Genomic DNA, 14506 nt, shown 5'->3' with positions numbered 1-14506 from the left:
AGTCATCATTATGTTCATAGAAAGAGCACATAGCTGGAAAAAATTGGGCGTGCAATGCATACTTTTAGCATTGCCCACCATTTTTTTTGCCTTCGTCGTGCTGCTTAAGTTAAATGCCAATTACGTCATCCTGCAAAATCAATGGATTTACCAGGGCGTATATTTTTCTCTCGGCATTTTGCTGTCTCTTATTTTTTACAGCTGGCGCTTTAGATTTATCAGTACCGCCCTTATGCTGGCACTCTTTTATTATATTGGTTACCAGATTTTAAAACAAATTGCTGTCGGGGAGTTTGACATGTTCTTTTTCTCTGTACAATACCTGATATTCATTTTTATTTTCTCCATAGGCTGGCTCGTAGGCTTTGGATTTAGCCGGTGGCGATTTTTTACGGTTATCTGGGTGTTATTCTTACTGGCAATCGAGATTATCATTATCAGTAAGATCACCACTGTCACCGCAGGAGCCATTGCCCTGGGTTTTATACCTGTATTGCTGTACACATTTTATATCATTTACGCCTCTGAATTAATCCGTAACCTGAATGAACATCAGTCATCCTTCAGGTGGTATCTGACCAAAAGAGTCTGCGGATTTTTTGGTGTGGTGATATTGATATTCGCAGTCATTTTCTATGTATTCCGTAAAGATTTTACCGCCATTGAAACTGCCTGGAAGAAGGTAGAATCTCATTATAACAATGAGAAATCCAATAGCCAGCGCATGACCAAGGTAAACCGCGACGGGACCATCAGCAATACCGGCAAAATGCCTTTAAGCGGTTCATTAAGTAAAACCAAGCAACTTGTATTTGTAGCCCATCTCAATAATTTCTTCGCAGATGGCACTACACAGAATCCCTTATATTTTACAGCAGATTATTACACCAAGTTTGATTCTGTTACGCAGACCTTTGCCACAGACACCACCAGACCTTTCAATGACCTTTTTAGCCCTGATCCCTCACAGATATCGCTGTTTTTCACAAAATCTGACAGTAACGCCATTAAAAATTCCCTGGCCACACTGAACAGAAAAGTCGTAGAAACAGATGTCTATAAGGTTGCCTTATCTCCTAAAGACTATCTGGCGCCTAGCACCGCCTTCTCCATACAACCCATATCGGTTCCATATGAATATGCCAGTCAGTACAGCTCTGCGTACCATGCCAAAATGTGGGTCAGCAGCCTGAACAGTGCCTACTTTGTATACAATCCGGCTGGCAATACCATGTTGGAAGATTTTCAGAAGACCAGATATGATATATTAAGACAGGATAGCGGATATAATGGGGTCGATAGTGCTTTTCTGGCATACTATACCCAAATGCCACAGGGCAAATCCTATCAGCGGATAATAGATCTGGCCGATACCATCACCAGCGGGGACTCCACCACCATAGATAAAATGCTGGCCATCCGGGATTATTTTTTAAGTAAAGATGAGTTTGGGCAACCGCTCTTTCAATATACAGATAATCCGGGTGAACCTGGCTTACCGGGCGCTAATAAACTAGACTATTTTCTATTTACCAACCGTAGGGGTTATTGTGCCTACTACGCAGGTGCAACCCTTTTTATGCTCAGAGCCCTGCACATTCCTTCCCGGATTGCCACCGGCTTTTTAACGGTGGACCGAAGTAGCAAGAATCCTGGCTGGTACTGGTTCTATGAAGATCAGGCACATGCCTGGGTACAGGTTTTCTTCAAAGGGTATGGCTGGATAGATTTCGATACGACCATTCCTGATGTCAACACCCAGCAGGCACCGCAACCAGACGGGACACCTCCGCTCGGAAGCCAAAAAGTGGCCTTTGTTGGCGACGGAACTATTCTTAAGGTAGATACACTAAAAAAACAGATTCTATTATCCGTAGAAAAGATATTATATAAGGATAGAAGCTTTACAACTGCCCAAAATCCTGACATGCGGCTATCTGTGGCTTTTGCCAAAGTGTTTGCCGACACAGGGGCGATAAATCTAACTGACCTGGAACAAGGTATGCATATTACGGCTGCCTCTTATGATGAAAAGCTCTCTCATCTGGATTTCCAAAAGGCAGCAGATACGGCCGTCAATATATTAAGCAGGCTGCCACAGCCTGTCTCCATTGATGAAATTAAAATCATTAAGGAAGCAAAAGTGGTTACCCCTAACAAAAATTCAGTCAGGAGTTATCTGCATGGATTTGACTGGCTGACGATTTTAATCAGCCTGGCAGTCATTGCACTGGTAATAATGATAATCATCATTTTACTTCCGTGGCTGATTTGGCGCTTTTTCAATTTCAGGGCACGTAAAAACCTGCATTTTAAGCAAAGAGCGATCTTATATTTATTAAATCAGATGGGGTATCCCAGAGACTTCCATAGTCCGGAAGATTTTGCACAGCAAATAGATCGGCAGTTCGGCACTCATTTAAGTCTTTTTACCAAGGTTTATCAGAAGGAAAAATACAGTCATACGCCACCGGGCAGACAGGAAATAACAGAGGCAGCCGCCACCTACAAACCTTTTGTCCAGGCAGTAAAAGCACATATTCCCTGGAAAAGAAGGGTCGTACTGTTTTTAAATTTTTATCATCCCTTACATTTTTTCATAAAAAATCACTAGGTTATCATGGAAAATGAAATGTCCAACATAGAGCAAAATGTACTGGCTACATCTGGTAGTGTACAAAATATTGAAAAACTGACGCAAAATATTGAGCAGGTTATTAAGGGTAAAACCAAACAGATCCGCCTTATTTTAACGGCACTCATAGCTGGAGGTCATATCCTGATGGAGGATAATCCCGGCACCGGAAAGACGGTAATGGCCAAGACCCTTGCCAAAAGTATTACGGGCGGGGAAAATGGTCAGGCCATATTTAAGAGAATCCAGTTTACACCTGATCTTTTACCTATGGACTTAATTGGCTCTTATATATTTGATGAGGCGAACAGAGATTTTGTCTTTAAAAAAGGGCCGCTTTTCTGTAATGTGTTATTGGCGGATGAAATCAACAGAGCTTCTCCTAAGGTACAATCCGCTTTACTTGAGTGTATGGCAGAAAAACAAATTACAGTGGGCGAAACGACCTTTCCACTGGAAGCCTTGTTTTTTACGATGGCCACACAGAACCCCATTGAAATGGAAGGTACCTATCCGTTACCCGCTGCTCAGCTGGACCGTTTTTATATAAAGATCCATTTTGGCTACGTAGATGACGATACGGAACTTGAAATCTATAAGGAGTACCTTGATATACAGCAAAATCAACAGGATATTCAACAAGTCCTGAGTATAAATGAAATTTTGGAACTACAGAAGGCTGCAGAAAAGGTTTATATACATGAGGAGCTCCTCAGTGCGGTGCGTAATATCATTTCTGCCACCAGAAACAATGACGAAATTATTCTGGGAGCTTCCACCCGAAGCGGTATTTCTTTTATTAAGTGCCTTAAAGCATACGCCTTAATAAATGGCAGAGATTATGTAACAGAAAATGACTTGCAGATTCTAACACACCCGGTACTGGATCATAGAATATTATATAGGAATAAAGAAGCCAGGGCTAAACTTCTGTATCAGATTCTGGATGCAGAAATGGACCGTTTAAGCAAACTTAACCTCACAAGGAAGCATCAGTGATAAAAAGGGCCTTATATATCAATTTACTTATCATGGGCTGGCTTTGTATAAGCTGCCTTTGTTTGCATGGGCAGCCGTTAGCCCGGGTGAACCAATCTGCCCGTTATGAAATTGATGCACAGCGCATGGATGCGCAACTGACCGATGATGATGCCCTGGCAAAAGGAAAATCGTTCCAGAAGCTGGACAGCACTTATTATGTCGGCTATCTGTATGAAGGTTATTTCAAATACAACCATAGTGCCGACTATCTGGGATATAAAAATGCCATTCCTACACTGGAAAAAGCACGTGTATTAATAGAAGCGCAATTTAATCCAGAGTTCAAAAAGCTGTTTTCAAGTCTTGAATATCTGACCCACTATTATGACAGGTTTCAGGATTATTATACCATCTGCAATGCCTTAAAAGAATGCTATGACAATATAGAAATGCCGGACTCTGTCATGAGTCTACTCAACCACCTGGCCTCCTATAATTTTAAAAAAGACTTCTTTGGTATTTACTATCACAGAGCGTGGACCTACCACAGAAACAGAATATTTACATCACAGGCACACCCGTTTCTAAAAAACACCGTAAAGGCCAATGAACAGATGGCCTTTAAATATTGTTATGACGGCCTGGCCTTTATTCATCAAAACCAAAAGGTAAATGATGAATGGTTTGGTCCGGACCAGAGTCTGGCCGATGAACTCCAGATATATCACTATCTGGCACTGCTTCACTGTTATAATAAAAACTATGACAGCTGCTTTCATTATTACCAGATCCTGGCCAAATATGGAATGATTTCCTGGAATAATTATGCCGGATTCCAGGCAGAAATCGGAAACTTCAATAATGCACAGCAGTTTTTCCAAAAGGACTTATCCATTAGTTATAGCGGGGAAAATGTACTTAAAGAACCTTACTATTATCTTCCGGAACTATATGTCTATGCGGGTCGTAGTAAAGATGCTATCAGCATGTGTGATCAGATTATCCAGCAAAACGGATCCAGGCCTGGCTTTGGCTGGTACAACCTGGCTCTTTGCCGTTCCTTTATTTATGATGCGCAGCTGGATAGTGCGGCCTACGTTCTGAATAAAGCAGCAGAGTTTAAAGAGTTGCATATAGGTACCACCCTCACGCAGGAGCAATATGATTTTACCATAAATCTGCTCAGGGTAAATTTGCTGGACCACCAGATAGAACAGATCAAATTCTTAAATAAAGGCTGGTGGTATTCTCCAATCCGGTTATACCAATTAGGGCAGCTTAAGGCAAAAAAACTAATGGCCGCCTACAACGTCTGTATAAACTTGGCGTATAATCCCGACCGTTTCAGGATGGTCTATGACCTGTTTTGTTCAGAAGCAACAACCACCTTTGATGAAGGCTGGTACCTAATGAAGGATTTTAGTCCCAAATATTTTGCCGAGAAATACCACGATTATCAGTCCACTGATAAACGAAAAAATATTCAGCGTTACTTTAAACTACTGGAAGCGAAGTTTGATATACAGGGAGGTCAATATTCAAAGGCCAGAACAATCCTGGAAAATCTGATTCAAACAACTAAGCTAGACACCCAAAATGAAAAATTATTCCTGGGCAGACTATATGAAGCCTTAGCATTTGTCTATGATAAAGCAGAAAATAAGGGCAATAGAAATTTCTACAATAACATGCTGTATGAGACCTATCCGCAACTGGTTCCCTTTAGCGGATTGCAATTAATGCTAAATTTAAAGATCTCCGGCAGTTCTGACCACATCGTAAGAAAAGTATTGGGTGATCTGGAGGATCTAAATATAAATTGGGTCTATAATCAGCAAGCGCCTACTGTTGAACTTAATTTTGAGAAAAGAGGAGAGAAATACCAGGTTACAATTAAAGTTACGTCCATAAATGGACAGACCATATTTGATAATGCAGGACTGATCTTTCAAAGGCCTGAAGGCGTCGCACAGGAATTAGGACTACGGATCTTTAATAAGGGAGGCAACCTGGTGTACCAGGCTGCTCCTCATGAGGATTAAAACACATTCCTGAGAAGGTCAGCACTCCAGGTACCATAGTCTTTTATCCGGTCATATGAAAAGCGCACAAAATCGCCATTTTACCTACCCCTAACCTCATTTTATCAGAATTCAATTTATACCCACAAAAGTGTCAAGTTTTGGCGGGGTATGCAGTCTATATACTCAGCCAGAACTTGATATTTTTTCCAACTTTTACCTGAGTATAAATCCATAGCTGACCAGAAGCATACTTATAAGGGCGAATCCGGCCCCCTGAACCATGATAATCGATAGTCTCCCGATAAATCAAAATCCTCAGGGCCTAAAAGTCGACAACTCTCCGACCTGCCAGAAGTTTATTTTTAAAGGCAATTTCAGAAACAGTCTATCTCCCAAAATAAACAATATCAGAAATCTACAGACCTTAATAGGCCCAATAACTTTATTAATACAGTGTATTACAACATATTAAATCATACCCGGCCAAAAGTATAAAATAATTAGAAGTTTTGGCTGAGTATAGATCTTTTATACTCAGCCAGAAATGTTGCTTTTTTTGTACTTTTGGCTGAGTATAGACCTTTTATACCTGGCCAAAAGTCTATTTTTAACAAGTGAACACAACTAAAAACCCATTATTCCAAAAAATATCAACATGAAAGATTTGGTAGGAAGAATAATTTTAAATTCCCTCAAGAGATAGCGGACGATGTAGCTGACAAATTTTTTCAAGAAAATAAAATTAAAACATTCACCATTCACAAAATATTCGACGGACAAAAGAAGATAGGGGTGGTTGAATTCGATTTGAGTAGAAATGAATCTATGGGTACTCAAGTTCTTTATGCTTTGGGAGGAAAACACTTCAAATATTGGAAACTGGTGGGCTCCTATAAATTAGCTACTGTACAACACAATCATCACCATCTAAAAAACCACTTCGCGTATGGAAATAAAATGGACCGTTAGAATACCAGATCCAAATCCACATTCGTTCGATCATGTATGTGAACCCATCATCTGGAATAACCTCCTCTATTATGCATTTATAACCGTTGATAAAACCAAAGTAGAAAGCGGCTATTATGGCAGCAAAATTATCGTCTTGGCCATAGAGCCAGATGGGACGAGTTGCATACAAAAGGAATATTTTATGTCTTACCGGCAACAAAAAGGTAAATTACTGGCTCCGCGAGATTGGAAATTTAGCGAAAATAATAATCAGTTACTACTGCATACCGGCCTTACTTTTATTATTTCGGAGCCAGATATCTTGAAATCAGAAAAACATATTCAGCTGGAAGAAAATCACGTTCAATCTGAATATCGATTTGGTGACAAAAAAATAAAATATAACCAAAGATCCAAATTAGCCTGTTTTGACCTGCCATCCGGGAAATTACTATGGGAGCAAGTCATTAAGGCTTATCTCTACACAGATGTAGAGGTAAAAGGAGATTTAATTTTTTTTGGTACCTCAGGCAAGGGAGGTGCCTTTTATTGCCTAAACCTGATAGATGGCTCCATCGTAACAGAATATAATAATGGAGGTGCATCGGACTACTGTTGGTTTGGTCAATGCGTATTTTTAAAAGATAAAAAAAGGAATCTGGTCAAAATAAATGCGACGAGCATGGAAGTAATGGATACCTTAGCCTTAAAAAATAAAATACCCTTTAACAGCAAAATATTTATCCATGGCAATAGTCTTTACGTTACAACCTTAAACAAAAAGGCAGACCAACTTGAACTCATTTGCGTAGCCATCTAAATATAGCATAAACGTAAAACAAGTTGACACCCCCTTAAGATACTTACATCTTCATTTAAGCTAAATTTACTCGATTTAATTTAATGGTATTTTATAGGCAACTCTAAGCCCCATATATCCCACCGTGGCATCCTGAACCATCCCTTCGTACCTAAGACTGATATCTAAACACTTTGCGGCAAAAACGCCAATGACCGCTGCATAGGTAAATGGCGTTATAGAGGATTCTCCAAAACCACCAAGAACAGTGTCTGGAACATTTCCCGATAAAGTACTAATACCAAATTCGGGCTCAAAATAAATACAGCCAGCATTTAATCTAAGACCTCCCTTTATAAAAAATTGCCCCGAATTAACCTTGGTTCCCCCAAGATTGTTGGCAAAAAAATGCAATCCCCCAATTTGCGTCGTGGTGGCCAGCACATCGTTAAGCTTATACACATATTTAAGTGAGAGTCCCACACCGAAGCTTGCACTCTTTGTATTTTTGGCATATAAATCCCACCCATTCAGCGGGAAGGCATTTTCAAGGCCGATACTCAATTCAGAGCGTCGCTGCAGGTCAAATCTGGCCTGTGCATTTACTGCACAGGACAGTAAACTGAATAGGGAAATAAATACAGTAATTTTTCTTTGCATAAACAATATCTCTATTTTAACAGAGCCAACAAGGCCTGCTAAAAAAATCAACAGCTCCCTTACACTATGCAGTTAAGGCAACTGTTGATCCCATTTACAAGTATATTATTGCGATTATCTGCCAAATGGCAAATTATAGGCAACTCTTAGAGCCAGAAAACTGGTAGTTCCGTCTTTGGACATAGCCTCATATCGCACACCAATATCAAAATTACGTCCCGCCATGGTTCCTATACCAATTGCGTAAGTAAATGCGGTATTAGTATTGGAATAAGAATAAACACTGTTATCTGCAACAACCTGCCCTTTTTCCATAAGGGAGCTCAAGCCAAACTGCGGTTCGATATAAAAATTGCTCATACTGAAGCGTACGCCGGCTTTGATGGGAATCTGACCAATATCATCTTTGGCTACTTCTAAATTATTACCTGGAAAAAATATATATCCAGTCTGGAAAGTTGCGGCCAGCGTTTCATTAAAATTATACGCATATTTAAGCGTAGCTCCGATACCAAAATTGGAAATCTTTTTACTGCTCCCGTCATTATAATAAACATCCCAGCCACTTAATGGCAAGGCACCTTCTACACCAATACTCAATTCTGAACCGGTAGACCGGTAATACTGTGCTTTAGAGATTGCAGAACACAATAGTCCTACACTCAATAGCAGAAATAGTTTTCTCATGATTAAAGTTTTGAAAATTAAGATATAAGACAAAGGTAATAGAAAATTTAATTGCCTTCCAAAAATTATTTCACCTAAGTGTATAATAAAAACACCCGGGAAATAAGGTAGTGAAAGCCTCCTATTCCCAGGTGAGTTATTTTAAGACTAATAAAATTATTTCAACTGATCACCGTAAAGATAGTACAGGATAGCCGCAATGGCTACTACTACCAAAATAAGCGCATATACCCACCAATAATCTTTTGATTTATTTTCCTGAAGTAAAGCTTTCATCTCTTCACTACTATGCACCTGCTCCCCTACCTTTACGTCATGTACATCCCCTTCATGCACGACTGCGCTGGCGGCAACTGGCGCCAGATAAGCGGCCGTCAGATCTTCACCAAAAATTTTATAAATATTATTTTCAATTTTCAGCGTACCGATTCCCTCTAGTACCACCTGCTTACTTTGAGACAACTGCTGTTTGATTTGCTCCGACAACTCTTTTACCTGATCAATTGTTCCTCCTTTTTTTACAACAAAACTTTCAAATTCCTGCTGTAATACATTATCGGTTTTAGGAGAGAACTGCAGTACTTCACTTGCAGGGCGGATAACAGAACTGGTATATTCATGGAAAGCCTGCTGCTCCTCTAAAATAACGGTACCCAGTTTACCTAATGGCAACCTTTTATGGCTGATCAAAAAGCGTTGTAATAAAGAAAAGTCAATGGGCATGATATTTATTTTTTCAGCTGACCAAAATTAAAGATGATCCCCCCCATGATATTGGCACCGATGGTCTGGTAGTTATAAAAGCGTTGGTATTTATTATTCAGCAGGTTATTAACCTGCAACCACAATCCTACATTTTTAATAATGTCCACTTCCGCACCAATATTCCAGTCAGCTGCGCCGCTTAATTTTTTATTACCGGCGGAAGGATCTTTATAATAACCTCCTGTCCATATATCTAAATCACTTTTCAACAGCACAGCAGGAATGACTCTCCAGCGTAAAGAGCCGTTCATTTCTATGGGAGATAATCCCCAGGCCTGATCGGTAGCCTTACTATAATTATTTAGCGTAATACCAGCCAGTAAAGAGAAGCTCTGTTTGGCATTAAACCCTAATTCTCCATGGAATTTTAAATTATTAATATCATCGCTGACAACGTCAAAAAGGTTATCCTCCGTTCTGTTTAAAAATAACGGTAAGTCTTTCTCATTTAAATAAGATACAGTCGCATTAAAAGTCAGATGATCTCCGGCTGTGCCTTTAAATCCGCCATATATTTCTGAGACGCGGGTATAATCAAAATCCGTTGGTGTGGCAATCCAGGGGTTAAAAGTCGTCAAAGAGCGGTAGGTATTTTTATTATAGTATCCTTTCCATCCTGCCATGGCAATGAACCTTTCATCTTTCATTTTAGCTTCTAAGGAGAGATTGGGCAATAAATGAAAGTCGCCGTTATAAAAAGAAGGGATAATCCCTACATTCATTTTGAAGTCCGGACGGTTGATTTCAACAGAAGGTCGGATGGTTACCAGGTTATTATTAATGGACAGTCCATCCTTTTTAAAACTGCTGACATCAATGCCCGCACCCAGCTTGGCTACAAAGGTTTCATTTAGGCGTTTACTGAATGGTGCGTCCAGAGAAAGCGTGGATTCCCTGCCATCGTGATTATCACCAAATGCATCAATTGCAATGGTGGGATGATAGTCAATGCCATTGGCATTTTTAAATTTATTGGAAAAACCTAGCTTTATGCCAACATCATGATAATTGCGTTTCAAAGAATCTTCATTATATGCCTGATCCGGTAAAAGGCCACCATAGGCGTAGGTTTTATCCCCGCTAAAATAAGCCCTGGCCTCTAATTCGTTCTTATCTGTGACCGCAAATACACCACTTGCCTCAATGCCCGTTTGCCCAAACTCCTGTAATGGCAAATCTCCTTTGGAAGAAGTGTGTTTGGCATGGATAGTCACGGCAGAGTGATATCCGTCTCCCAGTGAGAAACCACCCTCTAGATAAGGAGTGGAATAGTTTCCATAGCCCAGTTTTATAAAATGAGAATTACGCCATACTGAACCCGTATCGATATTTACCGCCAGTGGCCTTAAAAAAGCCGGATTATAGGTAAAGGTCAGGTTCTGCGCCGGAACATCATAATTCAAGGTAGCTTTTTCCGGAGTCGGTAAGGCGGTAGTAGAACTAAAATTTATTTTAGAAGCCGGTTTTAAAGACGGGGTAAAATCGGATGTTACCGTAAAATTCTTTCCACCTTCCAGCGGAACGGTATCTTTAGATGCAGCCTGTTTGGGAACTTGCGCAACAGTCTTTTTTCCGGTCGTCTTTTTGACGACAGTCTTCTTAGGAGTTGACTTTTTACGCCTGCGTTGCGCCTGGACATTACTTGTACCTGCCATCAGGGCCAAAAATACCAGAACGATCCAGATGGGTGCCTTAAGTTTCATTTTTGTATATCGATTTATGCTATCTTTCATGTGTTCAATGTAAAGTGTTCAACTTTTAATTTGCGATCCTGACTTCTTTCTGCGATGCGGGTACCTTTATTCCACCCGGCTCTTTTTCTTTTTCTGTGCCAGTACCTGATCCAGTTTTGTCTGCGCCTCTTTAGCGAGCGTCGAATCGGAGGCATTATCCACAACACTTTTCAGGGTAGCTTCTGCATTAAAGAGGTCATTTTCCTTAAAATAGATATCTCCCAGCAAAATATAAGATTTAGTAATCCAGTAATCGTAGGAACCTGATTTATTGATGACATCAAAGGCTGCTTTTTCTGCATCCTTATATTTATTCTGATCTGTCAGAATTTCTGCGACTCTGTATCTTGCCTCGGCTGCATATTCAGATTTGCCTAAAGCATACACTTTTTTATACGCCTCGGTTGCTCCATCCAAATCGCCTTGTTGCTGTAAGTTTTTAGCTATGATTGTATTAGAAATCTGCCTGTCATCATCTGCGATACCTTTTTGATTGAGCAGATCCTGCGCATTGGCCTCGGCAGCGGCCCACTGTTCAGTTTTATATTGACACCGTAGCAATCCTCTCATGCTCTCCAACTTATTCTCCTGGGAAGTAGCAATATCTTTAAGTTGTTGGTAATAAGTAGTAGCAGATGCATAGTCCTTTTTCTCAAAATAATACAACCTGGCAGCCTGTAATGCAGCGTCTTCAGCAAAATTATTGGGTGCTTTAGCGGCCACTACCTGATAATATTTTAGCGCATTATTGACATCCTTGCGCTGATTGTAGAGTCCAGCCAGATAATAGGCTGCATCAATATTATGTCCTCCTTCGGGGAAGGAATTTAAATAGCTCTGGAACCCATTAATCGCCGCATCAAACTGCTCATCGCCATAGGCCTTGAAAGCAGACATATAAGACAGAGAATCCTGTTCCGAATAGCTGACCTGCTTGCCATTTTGTTGCATAAAGGCCAGATATTTTTCTGGCTGATGCTCGTTGACAAAAATATTGCGTACATAGGAGATGGCGTCATTGCTTTGTTCCGCATTGGGATAACGTTTAATCAGTTGCTGGAAACTCTCCAGCGACTGTTGGTTATTGCCCATATTAAAATAGGTTACCCCAAGATTTAAATAAGCATCAGGCTTGAGTGCCTCCTGATTACTGTTCAGCACTTTTTGCAAAGGAGCTACTGCCTTAGAAAAATTTTCACTGGCCATATACGCTGATGCCATTTGCAGATTAGCCTCTGCTGCCAGCGATGAATTACCATACTGCTGATCAAAAGCCTGCAAATAGGCTACCTTGTCCGCCACACGACCATAAGCTCCGGCGATAACCGCCTTTTGATAATAGGCATAGTCTGCAGAAGGCAGATTTTGCTTAATGATATCATCATAGATAGTGGAAGCCTGACTATAATTTTTTTGCATGAAGTAACAATCCGCTGTTCTTAGATAGGCGTCTTTTTGAACATTGGTTGAACCGCTGTTTGCCGTTGTAGCCACCTTCCTGAATGCATTTAATGCCTTATTATAATCCTCAGAACGCAAATAGGCATAACCCAGCGTGTAATTGGCATCTGTTTCGTTTACTTCTCCATAATTAACCGGATTAAGTAAATATTTATTTAACGCATCAATCGCACCGCTATAATTCTGTGACCGGTAAGCCAGCTCCCCTTTCCAGAAATAGGCGGGCTGTACTTCCTTTTCACTATATGGTAAATTGAAAATCTTATTAATCATGGCAGAAGCCTGATCTATATTCTGATCATTAATCAACTCCACCGCGCGGCCATATAAAATCCTTGGATAAGCTCTTTGCACCACTTCACTTTGGGTTCCTCCCAAAGAAGATATCATGGCCAGTGCCTCTTTATAATTATTGGCATTGGATAATACGCTTACCAGTAATTCTTTTGCTTCCTGATTATAAGGAGATCCGGGATAGTCAGTGATGAATTTCTTCAGTTCGCTGAGTGCCACATCCTGATAGCCTAACTCATAAGAAAGTTTAGCGTAATTAAAGGTAGAAATAGCCTTTTGAGATTTATTGGAACTATTCAGCGAACAAAAAAGAAATGCATTTCTGGCACTGCTCTTATCGCCCGTGTGCAGATAAGCATCACCCAGTAAATACATACTATTTTGAGCCAGCGAATCTTCTTTGCCTCCCAATTCCTTCAGTCCTTCAATGGCTTTATTCCATTGTTTATCCTGATAATAACAATAAGAAAGCTCATATAAATCCTCTCTTTTGACCTTGGCGCTTTTGGTGATATAGGCCTCCAGATAAGGCAATGCCTTACTATAGGCTCCCTGTTCAAAATAAATATGACCCGCCAGCTGTTTTAATTCAGTTTCATAATACTGACCGCCTTCACTTATGGACTGTTCCGCATATCTGAGGGCTTTTGACTTCTGGTCCTGAAAATAGTAGATCTCCGCGATGTAATAAGGAACAATCTTATTATAGCTCGGATTATCCTTTACAATCTGCAGAGAACTGAGTGCTGCATCATAATCTTTCTTATAAAACTCGATAAAACCGTAATAATAATTGGCGTCTATATAATTAGGATTGGAAGGCATCTGACGAATCGCATTGAATAGGGGTTCCGCCTCCTCAAATTTTTGCATGGTAAATAAGCAATACCCTTGATGAAACTGCAATTTAGCCGTCTCTTCATTACTTAAATTAGCCGTTCCGGCACTTTTATAATAATTGAGGGCCTCCTGAAAATTTTCTTTTCTAAAATAATATTCTGCCAGTTGATAGCTAAGCATCTCAACCAGCGGTGTACTGTGTTCAAAGTGAATAAATTCCTTGGCAGGTTCCTCCGCAGAGGCCTGATTAAGCATGAGTGAACAGGAAAGCGTATAAAATTTTGCTTCCACCGCTCTTGTTTCAGGAATATTACTATTGTGATAAGGAGCTGAGTAATTAAGCGTTTTAAAAATCGGATAGGCAAGTGAATACTGCCCTCTAAAATAAAGGTCCTTGGCCTGTTTAAATTCGGCGTCTGGATCTGTATTAATTTTAGTGGCTTGTGCCTGCAGTTGGATTGAAAAGCCGGCAGTAGCGACCACCGCCAATCCAACAAATTTTATCGAACGACTCATATTAAAAATTTATTGCGAAAGTTAATCAAATAGTTTGCCTAAAACTATAAGAAAAATTTAAAAATCTATATAAAGATACTTGTAGTCCTGCAGCTACTGCAAATAATTGACCAATTGTGTATAACAATACTGCCAAAGCCTGATTTTACGCAGTTATCCA

The 14506-nt window shown here is 40.1% G+C and carries 9 protein-coding genes; 4 read left to right on the top strand and 5 right to left on the bottom strand.

The window, feature by feature from the left end:
* Positions 1 to 10 precede the first annotated feature (10 nt).
* From BLU80_RS07770 to BLU80_RS07755, 4 genes are all read left to right on the top strand, one after another.
* Complete coding sequence (locus BLU80_RS07770) at positions 11 to 2614, top strand: transglutaminase-like domain-containing protein (RefSeq protein ID WP_091396146.1); 2604 nt, start codon at positions 11 to 13, stop codon at positions 2612 to 2614.
* Positions 2615 to 2620: 6 nt separating this feature from the next.
* Positions 2621 to 3634 carry an AAA family ATPase gene (locus tag BLU80_RS07765; protein WP_211481789.1) on the top strand — a complete coding sequence of 338 codons (1014 nt, stop codon included), beginning with the start codon at positions 2621 to 2623 and terminating at the stop codon, positions 3632 to 3634.
* Between the two features lie 32 nt (positions 3635 to 3666).
* Positions 3667 to 5658: a hypothetical protein gene (locus BLU80_RS07760; protein ID WP_139188107.1), complete on the top strand. Its 1992-nt coding sequence runs from the start codon at positions 3667 to 3669 to the stop codon at positions 5656 to 5658.
* A 928-nt stretch (positions 5659 to 6586) separates the two neighbouring features.
* The gene (locus BLU80_RS07755; protein ID WP_091396137.1) at positions 6587 to 7411 is read left to right on the top strand and encodes a PQQ-binding-like beta-propeller repeat protein; all 825 of its coding nucleotides are present in this window, start codon (positions 6587 to 6589) and stop codon (positions 7409 to 7411) included.
* 75 nt (positions 7412 to 7486) lie between these two features.
* On the opposite strand, the gene BLU80_RS07750 is transcribed toward BLU80_RS07755, so the two are convergent.
* The 5 genes from BLU80_RS07750 to BLU80_RS07730 all read right to left on the bottom strand — a co-directional run bounded on the left by BLU80_RS07750 (position 7487) and on the right by BLU80_RS07730 (position 14346).
* Positions 7487 to 8050, bottom strand: coding sequence for a hypothetical protein (locus BLU80_RS07750; protein WP_091396134.1), 564 nt, complete (start codon positions 8048 to 8050; stop codon positions 7487 to 7489).
* A 114-nt stretch (positions 8051 to 8164) separates the two neighbouring features.
* A complete protein-coding gene (locus tag BLU80_RS07745; protein WP_091396130.1) occupies positions 8165 to 8737 on the bottom strand; it encodes an outer membrane beta-barrel protein in 573 nt (190 codons plus the stop codon).
* A 156-nt stretch (positions 8738 to 8893) separates the two neighbouring features.
* Positions 8894 to 9460: a hypothetical protein gene (locus tag BLU80_RS07740; protein WP_091396126.1), complete on the bottom strand. Its 567-nt coding sequence runs from the start codon at positions 9458 to 9460 to the stop codon at positions 8894 to 8896.
* 5 nt (positions 9461 to 9465) lie between these two features.
* A complete protein-coding gene (locus BLU80_RS07735; RefSeq protein ID WP_091396123.1) occupies positions 9466 to 11205 on the bottom strand; it encodes a TonB-dependent receptor in 1740 nt (579 codons plus the stop codon).
* A gap of 96 nt (positions 11206 to 11301) precedes the next feature.
* A complete protein-coding gene (locus BLU80_RS07730) occupies positions 11302 to 14346 on the bottom strand; it encodes a tetratricopeptide repeat protein (protein WP_091396121.1) in 3045 nt (1014 codons plus the stop codon).
* Positions 14347 to 14506: the final 160 nt, after the last annotated feature.

Origin of the sequence: Arachidicoccus rhizosphaerae (assembly GCF_900107765.1) — a bacterium.
GTDB lineage: Bacteria > Bacteroidota > Bacteroidia > Chitinophagales > Chitinophagaceae > Arachidicoccus > Arachidicoccus rhizosphaerae.
Note: the sequence above shows the minus strand (reverse complement) of the source record. Positions and strands in the feature narration are given on the sequence as shown.